21 protein-coding genes are annotated in these 25,741 nt (G+C 42.9%); 15 read left to right on the top strand and 6 right to left on the bottom strand.

The features are described 5' to 3' along the window. Positions 1-7: 7 nt before the first annotated feature. From U5K35_RS16300 to U5K35_RS16280, 5 genes are all read left to right on the top strand, one after another. Positions 8-346: a galactokinase family protein gene (locus tag U5K35_RS16300; protein WP_322572564.1), complete on the top strand. Its 339-nt coding sequence runs from the start codon at positions 8-10 to the stop codon at positions 344-346. Positions 347-350: 4 nt separating this feature from the next. After that, the gene (gene galK, locus U5K35_RS16295; RefSeq protein WP_322572563.1) at positions 351-1,181 is read left to right on the top strand and encodes a galactokinase; all 831 of its coding nucleotides are present in this window, start codon (positions 351-353) and stop codon (positions 1,179-1,181) included. Positions 1,182-1,281: 100 nt separating this feature from the next. After that, positions 1,282-2,334, top strand: coding sequence for a UDP-glucose--hexose-1-phosphate uridylyltransferase (locus U5K35_RS16290; RefSeq protein ID WP_322572562.1), 1,053 nt, complete (start codon positions 1,282-1,284; stop codon positions 2,332-2,334). A gap of 245 nt (positions 2,335-2,579) precedes the next feature. Continuing rightward, entirely contained in the window at positions 2,580-3,011 is a 432-nt protein-coding gene (locus tag U5K35_RS16285) for a DoxX family protein (RefSeq protein ID WP_322572561.1), read from the top strand. Between the two features lie 247 nt (positions 3,012-3,258). Further along, positions 3,259-3,471: a hypothetical protein gene (locus tag U5K35_RS16280; protein WP_322572560.1), complete on the top strand. Its 213-nt coding sequence runs from the start codon at positions 3,259-3,261 to the stop codon at positions 3,469-3,471. Positions 3,472-4,265: 794 nt separating this feature from the next. Here U5K35_RS16280 and U5K35_RS16275 read toward each other — a convergent pair. Continuing rightward, complete coding sequence (locus U5K35_RS16275; protein ID WP_322572559.1) at positions 4,266-5,774, bottom strand: TlpA disulfide reductase family protein; 1,509 nt, start codon at positions 5,772-5,774, stop codon at positions 4,266-4,268. A gap of 621 nt (positions 5,775-6,395) precedes the next feature. On the opposite strand from U5K35_RS16275, the gene U5K35_RS16270 reads away from it, so the two are divergent. After that, positions 6,396-7,385: a proline iminopeptidase-family hydrolase gene (locus U5K35_RS16270; RefSeq protein WP_416221656.1), complete on the top strand. Its 990-nt coding sequence runs from the start codon at positions 6,396-6,398 to the stop codon at positions 7,383-7,385. A 1-nt stretch (position 7,386) separates the two neighbouring features. Here the strand turns inward: U5K35_RS16270 and U5K35_RS16265 are convergent, their stop codons facing one another. Genes U5K35_RS16265 through U5K35_RS16255 form a run of 3 tightly spaced genes read right to left on the bottom strand, consistent with a single transcriptional unit; the run spans position 7,387 to position 9,399 of the window. Further along, complete coding sequence (locus U5K35_RS16265; RefSeq protein WP_322572557.1) at positions 7,387-7,983, bottom strand: hypothetical protein; 597 nt, start codon at positions 7,981-7,983, stop codon at positions 7,387-7,389. Then, complete coding sequence (locus U5K35_RS16260) at positions 7,970-8,482, bottom strand: RNA polymerase sigma factor (RefSeq protein ID WP_322572556.1); 513 nt, start codon at positions 8,480-8,482, stop codon at positions 7,970-7,972. The genes U5K35_RS16265 and U5K35_RS16260 overlap by 14 nt, the downstream gene beginning before the upstream one ends. Continuing rightward, positions 8,479-9,399, bottom strand: coding sequence for an alpha/beta hydrolase (locus U5K35_RS16255; RefSeq protein ID WP_322572555.1), 921 nt, complete (start codon positions 9,397-9,399; stop codon positions 8,479-8,481). Before U5K35_RS16255 ends, U5K35_RS16260 begins: the two co-directional genes overlap by 4 nt. 176 nt (positions 9,400-9,575) lie before the next feature. Here U5K35_RS16255 and U5K35_RS16250 point away from each other — a divergent pair, with 176 nt between their 5' ends. Continuing rightward, complete coding sequence (locus tag U5K35_RS16250) at positions 9,576-10,577, top strand: lipoate--protein ligase (RefSeq protein WP_322572554.1); 1,002 nt, start codon at positions 9,576-9,578, stop codon at positions 10,575-10,577. 446 nt (positions 10,578-11,023) lie between these two features. Here the strand turns inward: U5K35_RS16250 and U5K35_RS16245 are convergent, their stop codons facing one another. Beyond that, positions 11,024-12,877 (bottom strand): hypothetical protein, encoded by a 1,854-nt coding sequence (locus U5K35_RS16245; protein ID WP_322572553.1) that lies wholly within the window; start codon positions 12,875-12,877, stop codon positions 11,024-11,026. Positions 12,878-13,025: 148 nt separating this feature from the next. Here U5K35_RS16245 and U5K35_RS16240 point away from each other — a divergent pair, with 148 nt between their 5' ends. The 4 genes from U5K35_RS16240 to U5K35_RS16225 all read left to right on the top strand — a co-directional run bounded on the left by U5K35_RS16240 (position 13,026) and on the right by U5K35_RS16225 (position 17,323). Beyond that, positions 13,026-14,150 (top strand): serine hydrolase domain-containing protein, encoded by a 1,125-nt coding sequence (locus U5K35_RS16240; RefSeq protein ID WP_322572552.1) that lies wholly within the window; start codon positions 13,026-13,028, stop codon positions 14,148-14,150. Between the two features lie 137 nt (positions 14,151-14,287). Next, on the top strand, positions 14,288-14,698 hold the full coding sequence (locus U5K35_RS16235; protein ID WP_322572551.1) for a DUF6567 family protein: 411 nt from the start codon (positions 14,288-14,290) through the stop codon (positions 14,696-14,698). A gap of 80 nt (positions 14,699-14,778) precedes the next feature. Continuing rightward, complete coding sequence (locus tag U5K35_RS16230; RefSeq protein ID WP_322572550.1) at positions 14,779-16,074, top strand: ferric reductase-like transmembrane domain-containing protein; 1,296 nt, start codon at positions 14,779-14,781, stop codon at positions 16,072-16,074. A 148-nt stretch (positions 16,075-16,222) separates the two neighbouring features. Further along, entirely contained in the window at positions 16,223-17,323 is a 1,101-nt protein-coding gene (locus U5K35_RS16225; RefSeq protein WP_322572549.1) for a DUF6544 family protein, read from the top strand. A gap of 766 nt (positions 17,324-18,089) precedes the next feature. Here U5K35_RS16225 and U5K35_RS16220 read toward each other — a convergent pair. Then, a complete protein-coding gene (locus U5K35_RS16220) occupies positions 18,090-18,632 on the bottom strand; it encodes a DinB family protein (RefSeq protein ID WP_322572548.1) in 543 nt (180 codons plus the stop codon). A gap of 203 nt (positions 18,633-18,835) precedes the next feature. Between U5K35_RS16220 and U5K35_RS16215 the strand changes: the two genes are divergently transcribed. The 4 genes from U5K35_RS16215 (at position 18,836) to U5K35_RS16200 (ending at position 25,106) form a co-directional block, all read left to right on the top strand. Next, a complete protein-coding gene (locus tag U5K35_RS16215; protein WP_322572547.1) occupies positions 18,836-21,559 on the top strand; it encodes an HAD-IC family P-type ATPase in 2,724 nt (907 codons plus the stop codon). A 109-nt stretch (positions 21,560-21,668) separates the two neighbouring features. Further along, the gene (locus tag U5K35_RS16210; RefSeq protein WP_322572546.1) at positions 21,669-22,634 is read left to right on the top strand and encodes a calcium/sodium antiporter; all 966 of its coding nucleotides are present in this window, start codon (positions 21,669-21,671) and stop codon (positions 22,632-22,634) included. A gap of 401 nt (positions 22,635-23,035) precedes the next feature. Then, a complete protein-coding gene (locus tag U5K35_RS16205; RefSeq protein WP_322572545.1) occupies positions 23,036-24,427 on the top strand; it encodes a PAS domain S-box protein in 1,392 nt (463 codons plus the stop codon). A gap of 13 nt (positions 24,428-24,440) precedes the next feature. Further along, positions 24,441-25,106 carry a response regulator transcription factor gene (locus U5K35_RS16200; RefSeq protein WP_322572544.1) on the top strand — a complete coding sequence of 222 codons (666 nt, stop codon included), beginning with the start codon at positions 24,441-24,443 and terminating at the stop codon, positions 25,104-25,106. Positions 25,107-25,741 lie beyond the last annotated feature (635 nt).

Genomic DNA, 25,741 nt, shown 5'->3' with positions numbered 1-25,741 from the left:
CGTATTTATGATGAGAAATTTAATTGATGAAATTAGTTCCGAATTCAGAGACCGTTTTGGAAACGACTTTGTGGTTGTAGAAGCTCCCGGTCGCGTTAATCTGATTGGCGAACATACCGATTATAACGACGGTTTCGTTTTGCCGGCTGCAATCGATAAAGCGATTTGGCTGGCAATAGGTCTGAATAAGACGGGACGCATCCGCTTGGTTTCTATTGATATGGATGAGGAGTTTGATGTTGAGCTGTCAGCGAATCTGAAGAAATCCGGAAAGGGCTGGCCTGATTATATTTTAGGGGTTGTGGATCAGCTAAGAAAGCACGGTATGCAACACTGTTGGATTTGATTGTGTGTTCGGTGGAAATGTGCCGATAGGAGCCGGACTGTCATCCTCAGCCGCCCTCGAAGGCGGGGTGCTTTTCGGACTGGCTGAACTTAATAATTGGAAAATTTCTCCAATGAAGATGGCTCAGATTGCTCAAAAAGCAGAGAATGAATTTGTGGGCGTTCAGTGTGGAATAATGGATCAATTTGCGAGTCTGAATGGAAAAGAAGCACATGCCCTGAAACTGGACTGCCGTACCCTGGAGTATGAAAAAGTTCCGTTTCGTGATCCTGACTTTAAGATCGTGCTGTGCGATACCGGAGTTCGCCGGGAGCTGGCGGGATCGGAATATAACATCCGGCGTGAGCAGTGTGAAAAGGGAGTAACCATCATTCAAAAAACGCATCCTGATGTAGTTAAACTGAGGGATGTTACACTCGAAATGCTGGAGAACCATCGTGAAGAAATGGATCCGGTGGTATTCGATCGATGTGAGTTTGTGATTGAGGAGAACAATCGGGTGCTTGCCGCATGTAAAGATCTGGAAGATGATGATATCGATGCATTCGGTGAGAAGATGTATGGCTCGCATCATGGATTGCAGCACAAATATGAGGTAAGCTGCAAGGAACTGGACATTCTTGTTGATATTGCCAGGGACGTTGATGGTGTGATCGGAGCACGAATGATGGGCGGTGGTTTTGGCGGATGTACGATCAATCTGGTGCGAACAGATTCTGTCGAGTCCTTTAAGAAGAAAGTTTCAGAAGAGTATTCCGGACAGACCGGAATAGATGTGGTGATATATGAAACGACTATTTCGGATGGTACCAGAATCATAAAAAAAGTTAAATAGTCCGGCTACCACCCCTAACCCCTCCTTACACAGGAGGGGAGAGTATTATTCATCATTCAATCGTTGAACTTATATTCATACAAATTATAATCAGGAAATCATGAAATTAGATCTGTCAGATCATCCGCATCGAAGATATAATCCGTTAACCGGTGAGTGGGTACAGGTATCGCCACACCGTACCAAGCGTCCCTGGCAGGGGAAGCAGGAGCGCGTTTCTGAAGATGAAAAACCACAGTATGATCCAAAATGTTATCTCTGCCCGGGCAACTCCAGGGCGGGAGATGCTCAGAATGAGGAGTACGAATCAACCTACGTGTTCGATAATGATTTTAGCGCCCTGCTGCCTGATACTCCAAATGAAGAGTTCAACAAAAATGACCTGCTGATTGCCAAAGGGGAGAAGGGAATTTGCCGTGTGATCTGTTTTACACCGCGGCACGATCTCACACTGCCTGAAATGGAACATTCTCAAATAAGGGATGTGGTGGATCTTTGGGTGAAAGAGTATGAAGAGCTTGGTTCCCGTGACTATATCAACTATGTGCAGATTTTTGAGAACAAAGGGGAGATTATGGGATGCAGCAATCCTCACCCGCATGGACAGATTTGGGCACAACAGACGATTCCCGAAGAGCCGAAAAAAGAGTTGATCCAGCAGAAGGATTATTATTCAAAGCACGGACGCACGCTGTTGAGCGATTATCTCGAATTGGAGATTCAGGAAGATGAGCGTATTGTGGCTCAAAATGATCATTTCGCAGTAGTGGTTCCGTTTTGGGCATTCTGGCCGTTTGAAACGATGGTAATCAGCCGGAGGCCGTTTGCCCGATTCACGGATATGACGGATGATGAGAAGGAAGGTCTGGCAGACATCATCAAACAGATCACCGTGAAGTACGACAATATATTTGAGATATCCTTTCCCTATTCAGCGGGATTTCACCCGGCACCAACCGATGGGAAGGAACATCCCGAATGGCATTTTCACATGCACTTCTATCCGCCACTGCTGCGATCGGCGACGGTTAAAAAATTCCGTGTGGGGTATGAAATGCTTGGAAATCAGCAGCGTGACATCACTCCTAAAGCGAGTGCAGACCTGATCAAGTCTCTGCCTGATACCCATTATAAAAAGCGCAGAGAAGACTGATTTCAAATCTGGAAAGTTGAAGGATATTGCATGCCGGGGAGGAAACTCTTCCGGTATTTTTTTGGCTCACTATTTCAGTCCTCTTCTGTGTTTGTGAGAGGTATTTTGCTCTTAAAAATCCTTCAGTACTTTTTATATCAATTGTTAAAAAGTATTCTACATGAGTAATTAATGCGGTAATCAATCTGTTTTTCTGTAATATTCTTTGAGAGAGGTTGCATTAATGTGAATAAAAAACATTAACTATGAAAAACAGTATTCTTTCCACAGAACCTCAAAAAACAACGTTGCTGATTCGTTTTATGGTCGGGTTTTACTTTCTGGCCGGAGGTGTTATAAAGCTATCCTATCCGGAGTTACAGGACACCGGATTTTTCCAGAATCTTGGATTTATTTCAGCCGGCGCGATAGTATCTGTCATTTCATTAATAGAGATCATATGCGGGCTTATGATTATTGCGGGACTCTTTACTAGAATTGCCGTAATTCCTCTGCTGTTGACGATTAGCTTTACGGTGCTGATCGGCAAGTTCCCAATCCTATTCGAAGAGGGATTTTGGATGATGGCTCATATCTCCAGAATTGACTTCGCCATGTTTTTTGGATGTGTTTTTCTGTTCATCACAGGATCAGGGTTTTGGTCGCTGGATTGGAAAATGCAGGCAAAGGAAGCGTAAGGGAAATCCGCTTCTCGCTATTCCGACCCACCCCCGTCCCCTCCCTAACAGCGTCCTTTCGGACTTGTCATGGAGGGGAGTCTCACAACAAGCTTGACTGACTAAAAAAGGAAGAATTGAATATGTATGGTTAGTCCTCGAGAGATGAGCAGGGAGTAGCCTTCCAATTAAAGACATCGAGACATGTTATGCGGTATCAAGGACTAAAACTATTCAACGGGTTAGGCAACCTATTATACGAGGGCCAATGAACTGCGAACGACCGATGGACGAACAACGATCTGTGAATTGGAGATCACCCCGGCGGGGTGGCCTGTTTATAGAAAAAGAATCGCGTAAAAAATTATCCGCCGAAAAGAGTGCATGGTTTGAAACGTCGGACAGAATAGAGGCGGTAATACTCGGTATTTCTATAAAACCATTCAGCGAGTCAGGCGATTCATTTTACGATGATGATTGAACTGCGAATGATCGATGTACGAATAACGAACTGCGATTTTTATTATCTGTTTCCCGAACTATCAAAGATGATCTAAATATGCTGGATAATTAAAAAATCCCGAAGGGATGAGCAGGGAGTAGCCTTCCCGATCAAAAACATCGGGACAGGTTGTGCGGTAGCACAGGGATAGATGTACGGGAAAAATGATCGCCGATCAGAGAGGTTGGGTCGGAGCCGGTAATTAATTCGAGGCGATAACACACCGAAATTTTATAAAACCATTCAACGGGTCAGGCGACCCGTTGTACGATGGTGATTGAACTGCGAACGACCGATGGACGAATAACGATCTGTGAATTGGAGATCACCCCGGCGGGGTGGCCTGTTTATAGAAAAAGAATCGCGTAAAAAATTATCCGCCAAACAGAGAGATTGGATTGGAGCTCGTAATAGAATAGAGGCGGTAACACACCGGAATTTTTATAAATCCATTCAACGGGTCAGGCGACCCGTTGTACGATGGTGATTGAACTGCGAATGACCGATTGACGAATAACGAACTGTGAATTTGGTCAATCGTTTTATCAACTCTTTATACTATAATAACCAGCGCTATTATTGAAACGAACACCCTGAAGGGGTGGCACAACAATAGCCTCGGGTGGAGTGAAACGGAACCCGGGGTAAAGGATTTGCCTAAAATTTGTCGCCGAACAGAGAGACTGGTTTGGAGAGCGTAGTGGAGTAGAGGCGGTATTACTCGGTATTTTATAAAATCATTCAACGGGTCAGGCGATCTATTGCACAGATGATTACTCCAGATAACTCCCAATAATGTCAGTGAGTTTCTCTGATCTCAGTTCATCCTGATTGTAGTTCAGAACGTTCCGATCGGGACCGAGCAGAATATAGTATGGAACTCCTGCTACACCCATTTCCCTAATTTTGGAACTGTTAATTGACTCAATACCGTGAACCCAAGGCATTTCCCACTCATTACGAAAAGAATGCACTAAATCTGCTTCGTCATCTAACGAAATGCTTACGATTGAAAAGCCTTTATCAGAATATTTATCATGCAACTCATGTAGCTTTGGCATTGATGCGATGCAGGGTCCACACCATGTGGCCCAAAAATCGAGAAGCACGTAATCTTCTTCAAGATCATTGATGTTAAATGTACCAGTTCCATCTAATCGATTAAACTCTTCGAAGGGAAGCGGACGTCCTTCAGAAATGGGCTGCTCCGGAGCATAATTTTGATATGCGTGTTTTACGGTGTAATGGTCAGGATATTTTGATACCAGTTCAAAAAATGCAGCGTGCCAATTCTCCTCATCTTCCAAATCGCGGTAGTTTCTGATTAGGTTGAAAAGGGCTTCACCTTTGAGAAGTTCAAACGGACTCTTTTCTGCAATTGATTTCAGATATGCTTCTGTTTCTTCAAATGAATATTTGTTGCTCATGGCTGTTACGGACCCGTAGCTTAGCATCCAAAGAGGAGAGTCCGGGGCCAATTCCTTAAACAGATTTATATTTTTGAAGTCAGATGAACTTAATTCTCTTCTGAATCGATATTTAACGAGCTCTGCAGCGAGTGATATTACGGGGGAACTGTCACTATACTGCTGTTCAATTTCCTGAATATCACTTAGATAGTCTGAATAATCGTGTTCAAATGGAGGTGTATTTCCTGCAGCGTATTTCAGCTGATTGCTTTTCAATCTATCTAAATGTTCATCAATGCTTCGTGAATATAGTTTTGCAACACCTTCCAATTCCTTGTCACCGGACAAGGCGAGTGAGTATTCACCGGGTTCAGCACTGTACTCTGAAGGATCAAATGTTATAGTAATTCTATTTTCTTCGGAGGGTTTGATGATTTCTGAAATGAAATTCCGATGAAAACCTCCAGCTGATTCATTAATTACAATCCGGTCTTCTGTTCCCGGTACTCTCTCAAGAAGATGCACACCATTGACCACATATTGAATCGTATCGAGATCTGTTTCAATGGTTGCCTCCCAAAGACCATCAGGGGTCTGTTCCATCTCTATTGCTGAACGCCCGTCAAAGTTGTTGAAATTTCCTCTTAGCGTTGGATTTAGCTCCTGTGTGGGCGTTGATGGACTCAACTGCACATTAAATTCAGCAGCTTTAAAACCGGCATTTAGGAACGTGTAAACCGGCCGATGCCCCGGCGCTACAAATTTAAGAATGTATGGTTTACTATTCGATAGCTCCATCTCTACAGGATTTCCATCTTTAGCGGCCACAGATTGTTCAGGAGCAGCCAACCACTCGCCGTTAACGTCTATCACCTGAACACCGTAGAGAGGAATTTGTGCTCCCTCTGAACTGGATATGGAAACAAATACGTTATTTGAAGATTCTTCCGTAAAAGCAGAACAGCCAATTAAAAGCTGGAAACAGTAAAAATATGGAAAGAAGTACTTTAAAGGTTGAGTTCATTGTACAGTATTCAGATTTATATCTCGACGTATAAATAACAAAATAACAGTAAGTTCGAAACTGATAGTTTTTGATTGTACATATAAAAAAAGGAGATTTAATAATCTAACGTGCCGGGCGATCTAATGGACGGGATTATTGTACTGCGAATGACCTATGGACGAATAACGAACTGCGATTTTTATTATCTGTTTCACGAACGATCATAGTTGAACTAAATATGCCGGATAATTTAAAATCCCGAAGGGATTAGCAGAGAATAGCCCTCCCGATCAAAAACATCGGGACAGGTTGTGCGGTAGCGCAGGGGGTTGAAAGTGCGAAATATATAATCGCCGAACAGAGAGATTAATTTAGAGTTTGAAATACAACAGAGGCGATAACACTCCGGATTAAATTTTCGGAAATCATTATAAACGTGAATCTTAATTCAATTTATGGTTAATTGATGTACATAACAGAACTCCAATATCAACACCATCAAAAAAGCCATGACAACAAAAAACAGCTATCTCGATTACTCAGGATCCGATGATCAATTCACCGGCGGAATCCGCATGATTCCGATTTCCACACCAAAAGGGGAATTCAACGTTTGGACGAAACGCGTTGGGAATAATCCCAAGATCAAGGTATTGCTGCTGCATGGCGGCCCCGGAGCCACTCACGAACTGTACGAATGTTTCGACGGATATCTTCCCTACGAGGGAATTGAATATATCTACTACGATCAGCTGGGATCGTACTACAGTGATCAGCCAAGCGATAACGACTTGTGGACCATCGAGCGGTTTGTAGATGAGGTTGAACAGGTGAGGAAGGCGTTGGATCTGAACAGTGATAATTTCTATTTGATGGGACAGTCGTGGGGCGGAATTCTGGGATTGGAGTACGCTTTTGCTCATCAGGAGAATCTTAAAGGCCTGATCATATCCAATATGATGTCGGACGTAAAAGCGTATAACCAATATGCGAAAGAGGTTTTGGGTCCGCAAATGCCGGAAGAGGTATTGAAAGAAGTGTTGGAAATGGAAGAGAAAGAAGACTTTGAAAATCCACGGTACGAAGAGCTCTTGATGAAGCATCACTACACAGATCATGTGCTCCGGATGCCGCTTGAAAAATGGCCAAACTCCATCACCCGTACATTCGATCACCTGAATCCTGAAGTGTATGTATATATGCAGGGACCAAGCGAATTTGGAATTATTGAGAAAGCCACACTGAACGATTGGAACCGGTCAGAAGATCTTCCCAAAATTAAGGTTCCAACCCTGACTATCGGTGGCACTCACGATACGATGGATCCCAAACATATGGAGTGGATGGCCGGTGAAGTTCAAAACGGAAGATATCTACACTGCCCGAATGGGAGTCACCTTTCGCAATACGATGATCAAAAAACCTACATAAACGGAGTTGTGAAATTTCTAAAAGACGTGGATAGCGGAAAATTTTGATCTATTCTAACTGCTCTTTTAGATCTTCAAGATCAAGCCGTAAATCCTCTGTATGTTTAATCTGACGGGCTCGCTTTCCTCTGGAAAAGTAGAAAACACCTGCTACATAAATGGTTGTGAGCCCATAAGCCAGTACTTTTGCCATCGGCTCTGAACCCCTTAGAATGTCTGCAAAGTAAAAATATAGACAGAGCAGGAGCAAAATAAGGTAGGCCGGTACAAATTTTTGAAGCATAAATTTTCTAATATTCAATTTTTGAATATTCGCGGTTATAAATTCAACAGTGCTTTTGTACGTGTGTTCGTTTTTGTATTGAACACCGGTCCAAAATCCAGCCAATGTTACAGTTAGCAGTACACCCATGCCGGTTAAGCTTGCATAGAAGTAGATCGATCGATCGGGGTGCGAAGTCCATATCCAGGCCAAAACCATAAATACTGCAGCAAAAGCGACTGAGAGAATCAGATTCGTAAAAATCATTTTCTTTTGATCGTTAATCAGACTGTTTACTACATTCATTTTCAGTTTGTCAATATCGATACTTTTGTCAAGCTTTTGGGACTTCCACTGCTGTTTCAGATTATCAAACGGTTCCATAATGCTTCTCCATCAATTTCACTATTCGTTTTTTAGCTCGATTTATTCGTACTCCAATTGAGTTTGTATTGCTGTCCAATATCTCAGCTATCTCCTTGTATGACAGGTCTTCAAGTATAAGCCCAATTAATAGTTTATCTCCGTCGTTGAGCTCCTGAATGCAGCTGTGCATAGCGTCTAATCGTTCTCTTTTGGTTTCTTTTTCTTCAAATTTGGGCTGATCCGCTACCTCCAGGTTTCCACGGGCATACTCTTTTTTGTTCTCTAATTTACGTTTGAATTTTATAGCTGTGTTGATCGTAATTCGATAGATATAGGTGCTCCAGGTTGATTCATTTCGGAACCGGTCTATCGACTTCCAGATTTGAATAAGGATCTCTTGATAGAGGTCGGGAATATCCTCCTTGTTACGTAAGTAAGAGCGGCAGATTCGATAGATCCGATCTTCATTCTGTTGGATCAAATCTTCAAACATCTGCTCTTTTTCAGCTTTTTTCATGGCTGGAGATTCCTATTTTCGGCCATAAAATCATTCATTTGTTCAATCATCCATTCAGGTTTATCGTACATAATAAAATGTTTAGACCCATCGGCAACTTCGAACCGTAAATTTTTAACATTCTGATACTGTGAGAGATAGGTCTGTTCCATTCGCTCACGAGTAAAACCGGGGAACTGAGGATTTTCCTCAAAAGCACCGAGTACCAAAACCGGAACGTTTATACCTGCAATTTTTTCCCTTAGGTCGATCCCCATCATCTCTGTAGCGGAGTAGGCTTCTGTTTTTAGATCGGAATTCATCGCCCATTCTGTCAACATCTCCCATCGTGTTGAATCGCTGGTCATTCCCCGAGCCAACATCATACGAGTGGCGTAGAGTTGGTCGTGTTCTAAACCGGACAACGAGTTCATGTACTGTTTTGCGCGGTTTTCATTAAATCCGGTCTCGGCATTGGGGTTCATCGTACCGGCAAAGAAGGGAAGAGCATCCACCAAAATAATCTGTTTCACTTCCGGGATATTCTCAGCAGCTATCCACATACTCAGAAACCCTCCCAAGCTATGACCGATCAGCGTCACCTGATCTAATTTGCTCTCTTTAATATACCTGATAATTTCACTTTTCCACGTTTTGAGATAAGGGGGATTACTCTGAGCCGGAACGCCTGCGTAACCGGGCATTGTGAGAACATGACATTCATATCGGTCAGATAGCACTGATACCGTTTTAGCCCAGACTTCCCCGCTGCTAATTAAACCCGGGATAAATAGAATGGGCTCACCCTCTCCACTTATTTCCACTTTGAAATCAAAATTGGACTGTCCGAAACTCTTTTCAAAAGGGCTGAAGATGATGAAAATAGTTCCAATAATTAAGTAAAGAGCTTTGAATGAAGTAATTTTTTTGAAATACATATCCTAATGTGGTTTGATCAATAATGGCCTTCACCCTATTAGTCCCAATTTTTTTGAATTTATTACACCCCAGATGCAAAAATCTCATAAAAGAATGGTTTACACTTCATATTCGTTGAATATCGCAGGGTTATTATTCATCAAAATTTTAAGCAAAGTGTAGTCGATTAATTAATATGATTTTTATTGAAAATGAAGGGATTACCGATCCCCGTATCAACCTTGCCCTTGAAGAGTATGCGCTTCGTAATTTCGGTGAGAGCGAGGATTACCTGCTTTTTTATATCAACGGCCCGTCCATCATCATCGGGCGAAATCAGAACACATTGGAGGAGATCAACGATGAATATGTTCGGGAGAACGGAATTCATGTTGTTCGAAGGATGTCGGGTGGTGGAGCTGTCTATCATGATGAAGGAAATCTGAACTTCAGTTTCATCACCAACTACAAAAAAGAGAACCTCCACAACTTCAAGAAGTTCACAAAGCCCGTAATTCAGGTTCTGAAGGAGATGGGTGTGAATGCTGAAATGAGCGGTCGCAACGATATTCTCGCTGAGGGTCGAAAAATCTCCGGAAATGCTCAATTTTCAACCGGGAAGAGGATGTTCAGTCACGGCACGCTACTCTTTAACAGCGACCTGGAGGAAGTTACCCGGGCGCTGGATGTGAAGATGAGCAAGATTGAGTCGAAAGGGCATAAGTCAGTTCGGAGCCGGGTGGCCAATATCTGCGAGTTTTTAAACGAGGAGATGACTGTTTCAGAATTCAGGCAAAATCTGCTTGACGGACTCTACCGCGAGCGGGATAATTTTGAAACGTATCATCTGACGGATGACGAATGGGAAGCCGTTCACGAATTGAAAGATGAGAAATACGGTAACTGGGACTGGAATTTTGGCCGGTCTCCTGATTTCAATATTCAGAGAACCAAACGTTTTCCGGTTGGCGAGATTGATCTGCGATTGGACGTGGAGAAAGGGCACATACAGAACCTGAAAATCTATGGTGATTTCTTCGGCAAAGAACCGGTTGATGAGATTGAAGAGATGCTGAAAGATGTTCGGTATGAACCGTCAGACATTGAAATAGCCCTAAACGGAATCGATGTTAAGGAGTATTTTGGAGATGTTGAAAAGGCGGAATTTTTGAAGCTCGTGTATGGGGAGGATAACTAGCGTGAGTTCATGATAAGAATTTGGGAAATAACCTAAGTATTGGGGTCCATTTTGTATGGATGAGCCCGATACATACATTAACATGTGATCTTGGGATAATTAAATATCTTACTATAAACATCCATCTGCTCATGTTTTCTATATTACTTTTGGGCCGCCAAAAGTAATCAAAAGCTCCCGTCGTGATTGCTTCCGGACCCATTTCCCGCGCGGTTACACGAATGATTTCCGGGGGAGCCGATATTGTGATGTCTCCCGCGCTTTGATGCAAACTATGCCACTCCTTCACCAATCAATGCCGGAGGGTTCTTTTCCTTTTTAAATAAAGCATGAGTTATTCATTGGATCCAGCTTTCACCCATTAAAATGTGCGCCTTTTCTTTTGCTTTAACTGAAGTAATAGCTTTAAAAATAATGCATCCCTATACAATCTCAGTTTTAAAAAATTAGCTCAGTTTTTGGACTTGCCTGTGCAGCTGCTGAAGTTGTTTTTTCCAAACCGGTTTAGGAGCCTGTACGGCAGGTGGAAGCTGATTCAAAAAAGTGGAATCGGTGTCACGTCTTGTGCCACTTTTGGCCAGGTTTTCCAGAGTTTTTCGAGAAGCATTATAGTTTTGAACAAAGAAATCGATCGCCCCTTCAGTGAGTTCTACGTGGTACTGTTTTACCAGGGTTTCTGCCAGTCTTACCGCAGCGATGTTCAACCCGTTATCGACTTCACGGGCCATTTTTTCCGCAAGCTCTTTCTTCTGTTCAGCACTCATTTCAGGTGAAATGCTTCCAAGATAGATCGCTTTGGTAGCATTGATATTTCGCTGGATTTCCGGTTTTGAAAGACCAATGTGTGGCTCAAGAGCAACAGCAATTTCAATAGCAAGACGTCTTGCCGTCATAGCCTCTTTATAATTGAGAGATGAAAAAATTGCGTCGCTTTTACTTTGAACATCCTCTTTTTTGAAAAACCATGTCAGATGGCGACACACTTCCAGAATAGCATCATCATTCAGGGAAATTACATTTTCATTGATGTGAATACCTCGTCGGCCCGATTCAATTTTCAGTCCGGTTGAGGAAGCCTCCAGTTTGGTCGTCATTTTTTTCCATTCAGCAGAGGTCTTTTTTAACTCCTTAAAACGTTTCAGGCTCTCTTTGGATCCCTCATGAGCCATGCTGTAAAATTCGATGGCTGTTTCGAGATCTTTTTCAAAAGCTTGAAGTTCAGACTTGCTGAGTTCGTCTTTACTCAAGGACTCAGATTTATGCGTCATCGAGTCGATAGTAGCAGTGATTTTTTCAATCAACTCGGAAATGTCGATTCCTTCCGGCATCTGTTCGGGATCGGCGTGTCCGGTTTCGATGAGGTAGGAGGAGAGTGCTCTCATTCGGTTGCCTGCCTTTGCTTGGGCAACACGGAACTTACTCCGGCTTTTCTCAAGTTCATCCAGAACACTGGCATATTTCCATTTTCCCGTATAGCTGAATGTAATAGTTGGAATTTCGCGGCCGTTGATAAGTTCAAAGGCAAGGATCAGCATCTCTTCCACGTCTCTGAAGGCCATTACGTGCGGATTATTAAGTTCAATGGCCGACATAATTCTCTGTAAAAACTGTTTTTCACGAGGCACACCGTATTTCAGTTTGCCGGATCGATTGCCGATAAACCATCTTCTCAATTCAGAACTTGCTTGAGGGGAGTTCTCTTTAAGCTCTTCAATTTTTATCGAAATCAGATCGTGATGTTCATTACAAAGCTCTCGTACACGGGTTTGCAGTCCAATTCGTCGGTATGTATAAATTTGGCCCATTGCCTCACCTACTTTTTTATCGCCGGTCAGATCAGAAAATGCAACAGTAACGCCAAATGGTGTCAGGTCTACACGGCGAAGGAGCTGGAGTGCTGCTTCCCGTCTTCGGGCTTCACCTTCATACGTTTCAGTGATTTTATCTCGGGCAATCAGAATTAAATCGCTCAGTTTATCCGTCACGTTTAGAATATCCCGCTGGCGTCTCTCTTCCAGGTGACCATGAGTACCGTCTTTCACAACTTTTGCAACCAGACCTACCAAACCTGAAAGCACGCTAAACATCACAAAATAGATGAGCAACTCAGTTGATGGCATCGTGCCGTAACCGATGTAATATCCACCGATTAAAGCGATGCTCGTCACGGGTCCGCCCGTCCAGAAGATCTGCATGAGCGCGCTCGACCACTTTACTCGGTTGAGACTGCGTTTGAGACGGCGCGTATGTTCGTTCGCCTCCCGGTTAAGGGTAATCTGTCTGTGATTGGTTGAAGACAAGGGCTGAGTATTATTAGGTATGTTAAGAATTAATTACAAGTTAACGACAAAATTAATAAAATTCGGATAGCTTTAAACGTGAATGATATATATGAGTTTCCGGAATTTGAATTTCATTCCAACTCAACACCTAACAAGATAAATAGAAATGAAGACCTTCAAACTTCTCAGTCCATTTGTTTTATTACTCATTCTGATTGTTTCGTGCAGCAGTGTTAGCGAACCTGAAAGCGCAGTTAATGAGTTGCAGGTTTCGAATTCGCTAACTGAAGTGGAAGTAGATTCAATAGCATCAACGCTAAGTCTATTTCCAAACGGGACTCAGTTTTCCATCGCTTTTATATCTGATACTGCCGTCTCATTTTACGGCGCTCATCGCATAGATGATGATTTGAAAAACACCGACAATCATGATCGTGTTTTTGAGATCGGATCCATCTCCAAAGTATTAACATCCACGCTGCTGGCCCATGCCATTCACGATTCAATTATCAGAGAGGATCAGACGGTAAGAAGTGCGCTGGATATTGAGATGGCCGGGGACCCCGAGTTTACTTTTCTGCAGCTCGCCAATCATACGTCCGGTTTGCCAAGATTACCCGGTGGATATACGTTGAATTTCTTGTGGAATATGAATAATCCCTACAAAAATTTTGATGCGCAGGAATTAAAAACTTATCTGAAAGATGATCTTATAATGCCCAGAGATCCCGGGGAGACTCATCGATACTCCAATTTGGGTGCGGGCTTGCTGGGACTTTTTCTAAGTGAACTGGAGAACAGCAGTTACGAGAATTTGCTTCAGAAGAAAATTTTTGAACCGATGGATATGAGCCGTTCCACAACCGACCGGGAGGTGATTAAAGATTATCTTGTCACGGGTTTGACTAAAAGAGGAAGTTCTGCAAAAAACTGGGATATGGCAGATTTGGCCGGTGCGGGTGGAGTTTTGTCAACAGCAGAAGATCTATCCCGGTTTATTCAGGCTAACTTCAATCCGGATGACCCTGTTTTGTCACTGCAGCGGGATTCCACCTTTCAAGTGAATGATAGTATGGATATAGCGATGGGTTGGTTTATTCTGAACCGGGATAGCGGTGACCGATGGTATTGGCATAACGGAGGCACCGGCGGTTATCGGTCATCCGTTGTGATGGATCCGGAACAGAAAACAGGTGTGGTTGTTTTGAGCAATATTTCGGCCGGTCATTCGGAGGCGGATAAAATTGACAGGCTAAGCTTTGATCTGATGAAGATGCATTTTGCCAATTGACAAAGGCAGTTCATAAAGATGGTTTTGTAGACTTAGAATTCTAATCTAAACCTATATAAATCAGTATTTCCCCTATGTCTTGTCTGTTAAAATTAGACTAATTTGGTAAGTAATCAATCATTCAAAGAGGTGGGGAAATGAAAAATCAAGTTCTATTACTACTGCTGTCAACAATAATGCTGGTTGGATGTACAAGTTCAGGTGCTTTTTTAGCAGCCAATCAAACCATCGTAAATCTGGAAGATGGAAACTATACGATTGCAGCAACAAATGTGATGGGTGAATCTGAGTCTGCTTTTGTGCTTGGATTGAGCTATTCCACAGGTTTATCTGCAACAACTTTGGCTATTGCAAGAGTTGAAGGAACTGGAATGCTGTATGCTGAAGCACTCGAAAATCTTTGGACTAATTTTGAATTGTCAGGAGAAGAGATTGAAGGTCAGAAATTGGCACTGACAAATGTCAGGTACGATTCTGACATCCTGAACCTGGTTTTATATACAAAGGTGAAAGTAACTGTAAGAGCGGATATTGTGAGATTTGACTGATTAGCTTGCTGAAATAGCATGTGTTGAGGTCTTGAATTAGTTTGGTATCGAACCGGTCATATCTTTAACGGGTAAAAGAAATGGAAAAAAGTGATTCCGGAAGTCTGGTATTTTGGGGAGTGGCTCTGTTGGTTATTCCCCTTTGGTTAATCTCATTTCCGGAAACGACTGTTCGCAACAACCTGAATCCATTTCTTGTTTACAGCAGTCAGATCACAGCCCTGACCGGATTTTCAATGTTTGCACTGACGTTTGTGCTGTCAGCCCGATGGAAGTGGATGGAGGATTACTTTGGTGGACTGGACAAAATGTACCACCTGCATCACACCATGGCCCGAACAGCTCTGGTTTTGTTGCTGATTCACCCAATCCTCCTGGCTTCGCGGTTCATTCCCGGCGAACTCGACAAAGTTTTCTGGTATCTGCTTCCCGTACATCGCAAAGTTGAAATTGACTTCGGAAGCTGGGCGCTATGGGGTTTGATCCTCCTGATGCTCGTTACCATTGTCATCAAACTGCCGTATGACAAGTGGAAGATCACTCACAAATTCATGGGGGTCTTTTTTATCCTTGGGATTCTTCACATCTATTTTCTGGATCTTTCTGTTTCAGCCAACCCGGCACTGGCTATCTATCTTGCAGCCTTGTCTGTTATTGGTGTTACAGCTTGGGTTTATAAATCGGTTCTTTTCGATTGGGTCATAGAAAAACCTCGATACAGGGTTGAAAAAGCAGATTCCCTGAATGAGGAAGTGATTGAAATTACCATGACTCCTGAAAATGAAAGAGTCCGGTTTATTCCCGGACAGTACTTCTTTTTCAGTTTTCAGGACTCAGACCTCTCAAGAGAGTCGCATCCATTCACCGTTTGTGACAAATCAGACGACGGCCATATCAAAATCATGGTAAAAGTGCTGGGTGATTATACAAAACAGCTCTACCGGAACCTGAAACCGGGTGCGGTTGCACTGCTCGAGGGTCCGTATGGACGGTTTGATTACCGAAAGGGAAAACCGAAGCAGGTGTGGATTGGCGGCGGTGTGGGGATCGCTCCGTTTTTAAGCTGGGCACACGACCTGGAGCAACAAGAATATCCGGACTACAACATAGATCTCTACTATTGTGTAAAGACCGAAAGTGAAGCGATCCATCTGCGCCTGTTTAAAGAAGTAGAAGATAAGATGAAGGATTTTCATGTCCACCTGGTCCGCGAGGATGTGGAGGGCTTGCTTTCCGTACATGATATATCCGGTGTTCAAGCGAAAGAAATTTTTATCTGCGGGCCGAAGACAATGAGGGAAGCGCTGGTACCGCAGCTGAAAAAGAACGGAGTTCCGAAAGCTGCTATACACTACGAGGATTTTGACTTTACATGAGTTTTTTGCCATTCACACTGGCAAGAGTTTTCTGTTAGTAAAGTATTTATAATCCTCAATGAATTGATTATAAATACTTTGCGTGCTTAGCGAATTTTGCAGTTAATACATTACCATTCAATTTCAGGAGGATTAATTCAAAACAGCTATGGTTAAATCAATATTCTCACTCATTATTCTGATTCACGGCCTGATTCATCTGCTGGGTTTTTTCAAAGCTTTTGATATCGGAGATGTAAATCAATTAACCGCTGCAATCTCCAAACCGGTGGGGATTATCTGGCTGATTGCCACTGTATTATTCCTGATGACTGCTTTGACTTATTTATTGAATTACAGCGTATGGCCTTTCCTTGCCATGATTGCTGTCATCGTTTCCCAGGTTTTAATATTCACCGTTTGGGGTGATGCTAAATTCGGCACAATCGCCAATATCATAGTATTGCTGGCGGCAATACCGGCCATCGGTCATTTTATGTTCAGCAATATGGTTGAACATGAACAGACAGTGTTTCTGGAACAGGTTACCCGTCCTTCAGGCACAGTTATAGCCAGTGAAGATTTGGATCAATTACCACCTATTGTACAAACCTGGCTGAAGAATTCCGGAGTCCCCGGAAAACCGGATGTGACGTTTGTACGGCTGAAACAGACCGGGGAAATGAAGACCACACCGGATGGCAAATGGATGGAGTTTAGTGCGGTGCAGTATTTCGATACGAAGCGTCCTGCGTTTAACTGGTCAACAGAGGTTCAGATGATGCCATTGGTTCATCTGGCCGGAAGGGATAAGCTGACAGACGGGCAGGGGGAGATGATCATTAAATTGTTATCGCTCTTCAATGTTGTGAATGAAAAGAATAATGAGAAGATAAACAGTGGGACCATGATCCGGTACCTGGGCGAAATTTGCTGGTTTCCGGCGGCTGCATTGAATGAGTATATCTCATGGGAGGAAATCGATGAGTTGTCCGCAAAAGCCACGCTGGCTGTTAATGGGGAGGAGGTTTCGGGAATCTTTCGGTTCAGCGAAGAGGGAGACTTTACATCATTTGAAGCCGAACGGTACTACGGAGGCGGTGAGGAAGCAAAACTGCAAAGATGGGTGGTTGAGGCAACAGAACACAGCACACTCGATGGGTACCGCATTCCCACTAAACTAAGTGTTACCTGGAAACTGCCGGAGGGCGATTTTACCTGGCTTCATCTGGAAATCACGGATTTGGAAGTAAACAAATTTGAAACCTGAGTTCGATACTTAATCCTTATTGAAATGCTCCAAGAGGCCGTCCTAAAAGTAAAAGAAAAAGGAATCGAGCTTAAATCATTTAAACGATAAATCCCTCTCTATTAGTTAGAGAGGGATTTAGGGTGAGTCTAAAAGAACAACCTAAATGATTTAAGCGGTTATCGAAGTACATTATCTTATTGGACAGCCTCAGAATCTTTTATCATAATTTTAAAATCGAACTCAAATTTGAACGCTATTCGAAATGAGTTCAAATATAATTAAGGTTTTGTTTTTGGGATAGTTAAAAATCGGCAATTATTATTAACTCAATCTTTTTATAACAGTGCGAAAAAGCCGCCGGCCTTGATTGGTGGAGGAATAGCATGGTTTGCATCAAAGCGCGGGAGACATCACAATATCGGCTCCCCTCGGGAGCAATCGATGTTGTGTAACCGCGCGGGCAAACCAGGCCCGGAAGCAATCACCGCCCGGGAGTTTTTGATTCCTTTTGGCGGCCCAAAAGGAATAAGGGAAACAGTTTAATCTGTGGAGGTACTTTATATCATTTTAAATGATTTAAGGAATATATGGTTAATGTCAGGGGATGGGGGCAGATTTCGATGAGAATTAAAAATTAAGAAATTAACTCCTCAACCTAAATCAACCACCCCTAAATCACTTCGTGGGAATCGCTGCGCTCGGAGCCCCTCCTTGGAAATGAGGGGACTTCTCTTGTTGCCAAATTCAAGGACTTTATTTTGTATACAAGTTAAAAAATCACCGTTCACTCATCGGGAAACTGTGGGTGATTCATAATTCGACCAATCTGTTTACGATGATGATTGATATGATCTTCCATGAACTCAAGTGTCTGTTTAAGAGTCAGATATCCTGCCCGCGGGTGTTTATAGATCGTTTTTGAAAAGATCGCTTCATCAGTATTCTCTAATAGCTCATGTAACTCTTCCCGCACATTGTTCCATTCTTCTACAGTGGACTCGAAATCAGGGTTTTCTTCCTTCACCTCTGCAATTTTCGGAGCCTTGAATTTAATCGGGAGAGCCAGGGCTATTTTCAGTAAGAGTGCCCGAAGCTTGGCCATGAAGTCAGCCTTTTGAAGCTTATCAGCATTATTCACCTTTCTTTTAATGTAGGTGAGAGACATAGATTCGGCTGTCACCAGATGGCGCATCACCTGAAGCATATTCCAGGAATTTGCTTCCTGCCGGAATTGAAGCTGATTTTCACTGTGACTGTGGAAAAGATTTAAAAATTCTTCTCTTTGTATCTCCAGCTTGTTAAATGCTTTAAGTGTTTTCTTTTTCATTCAGACAATGTAATACTTGACCTGATGAACTCCATATGGCTTGAAAAAGAAAATGTATAAGATTTCAATTTTATTCGAGGATGATATCAGGTTATCCACTATTGAAGGTTAATAATATAACTTACAGCTAAAGTGCACGAATTTAGATATTATTAGTTAATAGGATAGAAAGCAGGTGTTCCGGGTAATCATTCAGGAGTGATATGGAGCAGAATAAAACGGAATCAATGGAGTCTGAGATCGTCGAGAAACCGTGGTTCAACCTCGATGCAGAGAGTGCTGTCAAAAATCTTGAGAGCTCATATGGTAAAGGATTATCGGCTGATGAAGCACAACGCCGGCTGGCTTATTATGGACCCAACGAGATCGAAACTCAACAAGGGTTAACCAAATGGCAAATTCTGCTCCATCAGTTCAAGGATCCGCTGATCTATATTCTCCTTGCAGCAGCATTTGTAACCCTGATCCTTCAGGACTATACCGATTCAGCTGTCATCATGGTGGTTGTATTGCTCAATGCGGTGATCGGATATTTTCAGGAATCGAAAGCCCAAAGTGCCATTGAAGCTCTTTCCAAGTTGGCGGCTCCAAAAGTAATGGTCATTCGCGACGGACATGAAATCGAAATTCCCGGCCAGGATCTGGTTCCGGGTGATATTGTTCTTCTTACCTCCGGCGGAAGGGTGGCAGCGGACATGAGGATTTTACACTCAAACGGACTGGAGGTGAATGAATCGGCCCTGACCGGCGAGTCGATGGTGGTAAGAAAGCATGAGGACGTGCTGGACGATGAAAATCCGGTACCCGGTGATCAGAAAAATATGGTGTTTGCCGGGACGATTGTTGCCCAGGGGAGAGCCAGGGCGTTGGTAGTAAGAACCGGGAAATCCACTGAGCTCGGAAAAATAGCCTCATCCGTAAAAGAAATTGGGATTACCAAAACACCGCTTCAGATAAAGGTTGATAAACTGGGGCATATGATCGGCTATGTGATCGTCGGATTTGCCATACTGATTGCCGTTATCGGTTTGGTTCATCAGATGGCACCGGCCGAAATATTTATTACGGTTGTAGCGATGGCCGTATCCGCAATTCCTGAAGGTCTGCCTGTTGTATTGACGGTTACCCTTGCAATTGGCGTACGAAGAATGGCCAATCGACAGGCAATTATCAGGTCCTTGCCTGCGGTTGAAACACTTGGCAGTACCACCGTGATCGGGTCGGATAAAACCGGCACGCTGACCAAAAATGAGATGACGGTACGTAAAATCTGGGCAGATCATCAGATTTTCGAAACTACCGAAACCGGATATAAGCTGGATGGCAGAATTGAGAAACACGGGAATCAGCAAACAATAACTAAAAATTCAGCTCTCTATCAAACCTTGTTAGCGGGGACCCTATCCAACGAAGCCAATGCAGTTTCCCTGGCCGATGGTGTACCGCACGGTGATCCTACCGAAATTGCCCTGCATGTTTCGGCTTTTAAAGGAGGAGTCAGTCTCCGGAATAAAGAGGAAAATGCAAAGGAACTGGACCTGATTCCGTTTGAGCCGGAGCAGCAGTTTATGGCCACGCTAAACCGGATGGAAGATGGAAATATCATTTTCATGAAAGGTTCTCCCGAAGTTGTTCTGGACAGATGTTCACATCAGCTGTCAGATGGTGAAGTAGTGGCGCTTGACAGGGAAAAAGCTAAGGAAGCTGCAAAAGAGATGGCTGTTGAGGGACTGCGGGTTTTGGCGATGGCATATCGCTTAACGGGAGAGACAAAAGTGAAAAGGAAGGAGCATCTTGAGTCGGGACTAATTTTTACCGGTTTACAGGGGATGGAAGACCCCATTCGACCTGAAGCACTGGAAGCCGTGAAAGTAGCGCAGGAGGCCGGAATTCGGGTGGTGATGATTACAGGAGACCACATCGATACGGCTGTTGCAATCGGTCGGCAACTGGGAATGGATCCGGAGGAGCACGGAGCGTTGGAAGGCAAAATGCTCGATCAGTTGTCGGATGAGGAGTTGGATTTAAAGCTGAAGGATGTGAATATCTATGCCCGAGTCACCCCGCAGCATAAGCATCGAATTGTGGAGAGACTCAAGGAGTTTGGTCACATCGTGGCGGTTACGGGTGATGGCGTGAACGACGCACCCGCGCTTCGGGCCGCTCATTTAGGTGTAGCCATGGGTAAATCGGGGACCGATGTTGCAAGAGAGGCATCCGACATGGTTCTGTCAGACGACAACTTCTCCACAATCACGGCCGCGATTGAGGAAGGTCGGATCGTATTTTCAAATATCCGGAAAGTTACATTTTTCCTTCTCTCCACAGCCGTGGGTGAAGTGATCGTTATTCTGGCGGCTGTTATTATGAACTGGCCGCTGCCGTTTGTTGCTGTTCAAATATTGTGGATCAATTTAGTAACCAATGGATTGCAGGATGTGGCGCTTGCCTTTGAACCGGGTGAACCGGGGATCGCTAAACGAAAACCACGACCCGTAAAAGAGGGCATTTTAAACGGGCGGTTAATAGAACGTCTGGGAGGTGTGGGTATCGTATTGGCTGTGGGCACGATTGGAAGTTTCTGGTGGGCTATGAACCAAACCGGTGGTGACCTGGATGTTGCCAGAACGGTTGCAATGACACAAATGGTGGTATTTCAATTTTTCCATGTGGTAAACTGCCGTTCACTCGATCGAAGTATTTTTAAGGTTAACTTTTTCTCTAACAAATTTCTGTTTGCGAGTATGTCGGCGGCCCTTTTGGCACATCTGGCAGTACTTCATGTAGGATTTCTGCAAACCGTCTTCAGAACCGTACCTCTTGATGCTGAACAGTGGATGGTTATAATTGGAATTGGATCACTGGTCATCATTGGGGGAGAGATTGATAAGATTGTTAATCGATGGCGGAAAAGTTTTATCGGTTAGTTAAAGTGAGAGAGTAGGGATTTGAAATTTTATCAGTAAATTTTTTTATATACAACGATTATCATAATCATGACTTGGCTATTTAACTGAATTAAAACTCCCTTATAACTTGACTGCAATTCTATTTATTCTGGGTCTCATTCTTCTGCTTGGCGGAGCCGAGCTTCTGGTAAGAGGCGCTTCAAAACTGGCTGCAGCCCTGGGACTATCCCCGTTAGTGATTGGATTAACAATTGTAGCCTTTGGAACCAGCTCACCGGAATTCTCTGTAAGCCTGAAAACCGTTCTTTCGGGACAGGCTGATGTGGCGGCCGGCAACGTTATCGGAAGTAATATTTTTAATATCCTCTTCATACTTGGCCTTTCGGCTTTTATCACTCCTTTAAATGTGCAGGAAAAACTGGTTCGATACGATGTACCGTTTATGATTGTACTCTCCGGACTGGTCTGGCTGTTCTCTTATAATCTTGTTGTTGGCCGGTTTGAGGGGCTCTTCCTATTTTCCTTACTGATTTTCTACATCATTCTGCTGATCTATTTTGGAAGAAAGAAGAAAAATGTATCAAATGGATTTGAGGTCTCTGTAGATGGTGGAATAAATAAGATGTCTTTTAAAGATCTTTTCAGGGATCTGGCATTTATTGCAGTAGGGCTGACCATGTTGATTTATGGATCGGGCTGGTTTGTGGACGGCGCAATTACTGCTGCCCGGATATTGGGAGTCAGTGAGTTGATTATTGGATTAACCATTGTCGCAGCCGGAACGTCACTGCCGGAGGTGTTCACTTCTGTAATTGCGGCATTTCGGGGTGAGAGGGATATTGCCGTTGGAAATGTGGTGGGGAGTAATGTTTTCAACCTGCTTGGAGTTCTCGGATTTACGGCATTTATGCTGCCGGACGGACTCAACATCAGCAGTTCACTTTTCTATTTTGATCTTCCGGTGATGGGAGTGGTTGCGCTATTCTGTTTACCTATTTTCATTACAGAAAAAATTATAGATCGCAAAGAGGGAGCGTTCCTGTTGATTTTATATGTCGTCTACGTTGTAGTCTTGTATCTCCTGAATGGTTAAAATCGGGTAAAATATCTTGATTTGTAGTGAAATTATTTTTTAAAGGAATTTTGCTGATGGAATGACTTAAAGATGCCGGAAATATCTGCATACGAAAGTCACGTAGAATAACCCTATAGAAAATAACTTGGAGTGCAATGACAGATAAAAAATAATTGCGATATACCCTTGATGTTGATACACATAAGGTTGCCTGTGGACAGATACGTATAAAATTGATCCAAAGAAATGTTTTGTAAGGTTATCCCTTACCTGGATGCAGGGGTTTTAATGATTCATCTTGTAAATATTTTGACTATGATAATAGAATAAGAGATGCGATCACTCAATATTGAGTGGAGATCAAGCGGTTAATTTTAGCATATAAACTGAGTAGCGCTCTAGATAATGGAGTAATTTACATGTCATTCCCAACTATAACGGAAAGTAAAAAAATCATTGAATGCATACAGCATGGGGTGATCATCACGGACTTAAAAGGCCGTATCAGCTATTCAAACTCAGCTGCGGATAAAATATTTGACTTCAAATGTAATCAGCTCATAGGGAAATACGTTCGGGATTTGTATGGAGATGAGGATATTACTCCGTTTAAAAATGTAGTAAAAGCTTGCATTCGGGGTGAATCTGTTCGGGGCAAATGGCACGGCATAAAAAATGACGGAGAGAAGGTTTGGCTGGATGTGCGCGCGAAGATGGTAGAGAATGATAAGGATTTTCCGGTTTGTGTTATTTCAGTTGTCGAGATCGAAAGGCTAATCCAAACAGAAGAAAAGCTAAAAGAAGTAAAGGCTCTTTCTCAAAATGTTTTTGAATGCTCAACCGATGCAATAATTACATTCGACAAAAACGGTAAGATTTTGAGTTCCAATAGGTCTGTAAGACGTCTGTTTGGACTCGAAAAAACAGATCTTGAGGGACGTCCTCTTAATTTTCTATTGCAACCGCAATTCAATGAAGATTTTGAAAGTAAACTACTCGGTTTAGATCTGTCTTTCGATAAAAATATGACGGGACAAAGCAAAGAGATGCGGGGAATAAATAATAAGGGTGAGCTCTTGCCGATCGAAATTACGGTAAGCAGAGTTGCCTGGAGAGATAAGGAAATATATACCGGTATTATTCGAAATTTAACTGCACGCAGAAATCTTGAACGGCGGATTATTGAATCGGGACAGGAAGAGAGACGCAAAATTGGAAGAGACATGCATGATGGGTTGGGACAAATGCTGACCGGAACCCGAATGCTCGCTGAAAATCTGGCAAAAAAATTGAAAATGGACGGCTCGAAAGCTGCTGAAGATGTGGAAGAAATTGCAATGATGATTCGGGAAGCGGATGAATTTGCAAGAACACTGGCTCGTGGACTGGTTCAGGTAGATATTGAAAAAAAAGGGTTGAGTGTTGCACTTCAGGAACTGTGTGAGCGAACAAAAAAATTAACCGGTGTATCCTGTGAATTTTACGATTTTGAAGATGCTGAAGTTTATGACCACAATCTGGCCTTACATCTTTATAGAATTGCACAGGAAGCTATTAATAACGCCATCAGGCATGGAAAACCGGGCAGCGTAAAAGTGAGACTTTCGAATAATGAACACCATACAGCGCTTTCCGTTGTAGATGATGGAATTGGATTTTCGGATGACGTAAAAACCAGGGAAGGTTCGGGAATTGAAATCATGAAATACCGTGCCCGGGTGATGGGTGGTGTATTTGAAATCACCAGAACAACGGATGAGTTGACGCAGATTCGTTGCGTCATTCCAAATAATATGCAACATTTCGAATAACAGAGAGGAAGTTATGAGTAATTCATTCAAGAAGAGAATATTAATCGTAGACGATCACCCAATGATGCGGAAAGGCCTGGCTAATACGCTCGAGATGGAACCGGATTTAGAAGTGATTCATCAGTGTGAAAAAGCTGAAGATGTATTAAAAATTCTGGAAAATGATAAACCTGATCTGTTACTGGTTGATGTTTCACTGCCGGGGATGAACGGTATAGAACTGGTCAAAAATATTATTTTTCAGGATTCCGATATGAAAATATTGGTTGTATCGCGACATGAAGAATCACTATATGGTGAACGGGCACTGCGGGCCGGGGCTAAGGGATATATTATGAAGTTTGAATCGAGTGAAACATTGATAAAAGCAGTGCGGAAAGTTCTCAAAGGTGGAATTTATGTGAGTGACTCACTGAATGAGAAATTACTGATGAATGCGATGCATGGAAAAAAAGAGGGTTCGGTTTCATCTATCGATATACTGAGTGACCGTGAACTGGAAGTGTTTGAGTTGATGGGGAAAGGTAAAAGCAGCAGCGAGATTGCCGAGCAGCTTCACCTCGCCTCCAAAACCGTAGAGACATACCGCTCGAGAATTAAAGAGAAGATGGACTTTAAAAATTCAACAGAAATGATTTTCCATGCGGTAAAATGGGTGGAAAGTGAACACAAACTATGAGAAACTAAGCTTGATTTAATGCAACCTGAAGCGTGTAAAACTCAGTTCGAATCTAAAAATCAATGAATTTAGTTCTCCTCCTTAGTCTTCCAAATTAATCTATATAATATTATAATCATTAAAGATGTATTCCTTGTGACTTTTGGACCGCCAAAAGTCACCAAAAACTCCCGACTGTGATTGCTTCCGGGCACGGTTTGCCCGCGCGGTTACACAACATCGATTGCTCCCGAGGGAGCCGATATTGTGATGTCTCCCGCGCTTTGATGCAAACTATGCCACCCCTTCACCAATCAAGGCCGGAGGGTTCTTTCGCTTTTTTTAAATAAAAATGAGTTACTATTGGGATCCTGTTTGCACTCATTTCAAAAAATGAACGTATTAACTTAATGCAATCAGTACACCTACTTCACTGAGATTTAATGCTATGGATAATTCATCCTTAATCCCCTCATTGAAAAATGTAGTGAAGTGACACTGGGGGGCAGAGGGGGACTCTTGATGAACTTTGAGAAATAAATAAGATTCGAGTTCAGGTTGTAAGAAATTCCCATATCCTCCTTCTCAATAATTTCTTACACCACTATTCATACCCTCCGCTAACGTTCGTTAAGAAATTAAACATACTATTATGT

It is taken from the genome of Rhodohalobacter sp. (assembly GCF_034521535.1).
Classification (GTDB): Bacteria; Bacteroidota; Rhodothermia; order Balneolales; family Balneolaceae; genus Rhodohalobacter.
The sequence above is the reverse complement of the archived record's forward strand: the minus strand, read 5'-3'. Positions and strand labels throughout refer to the sequence as shown.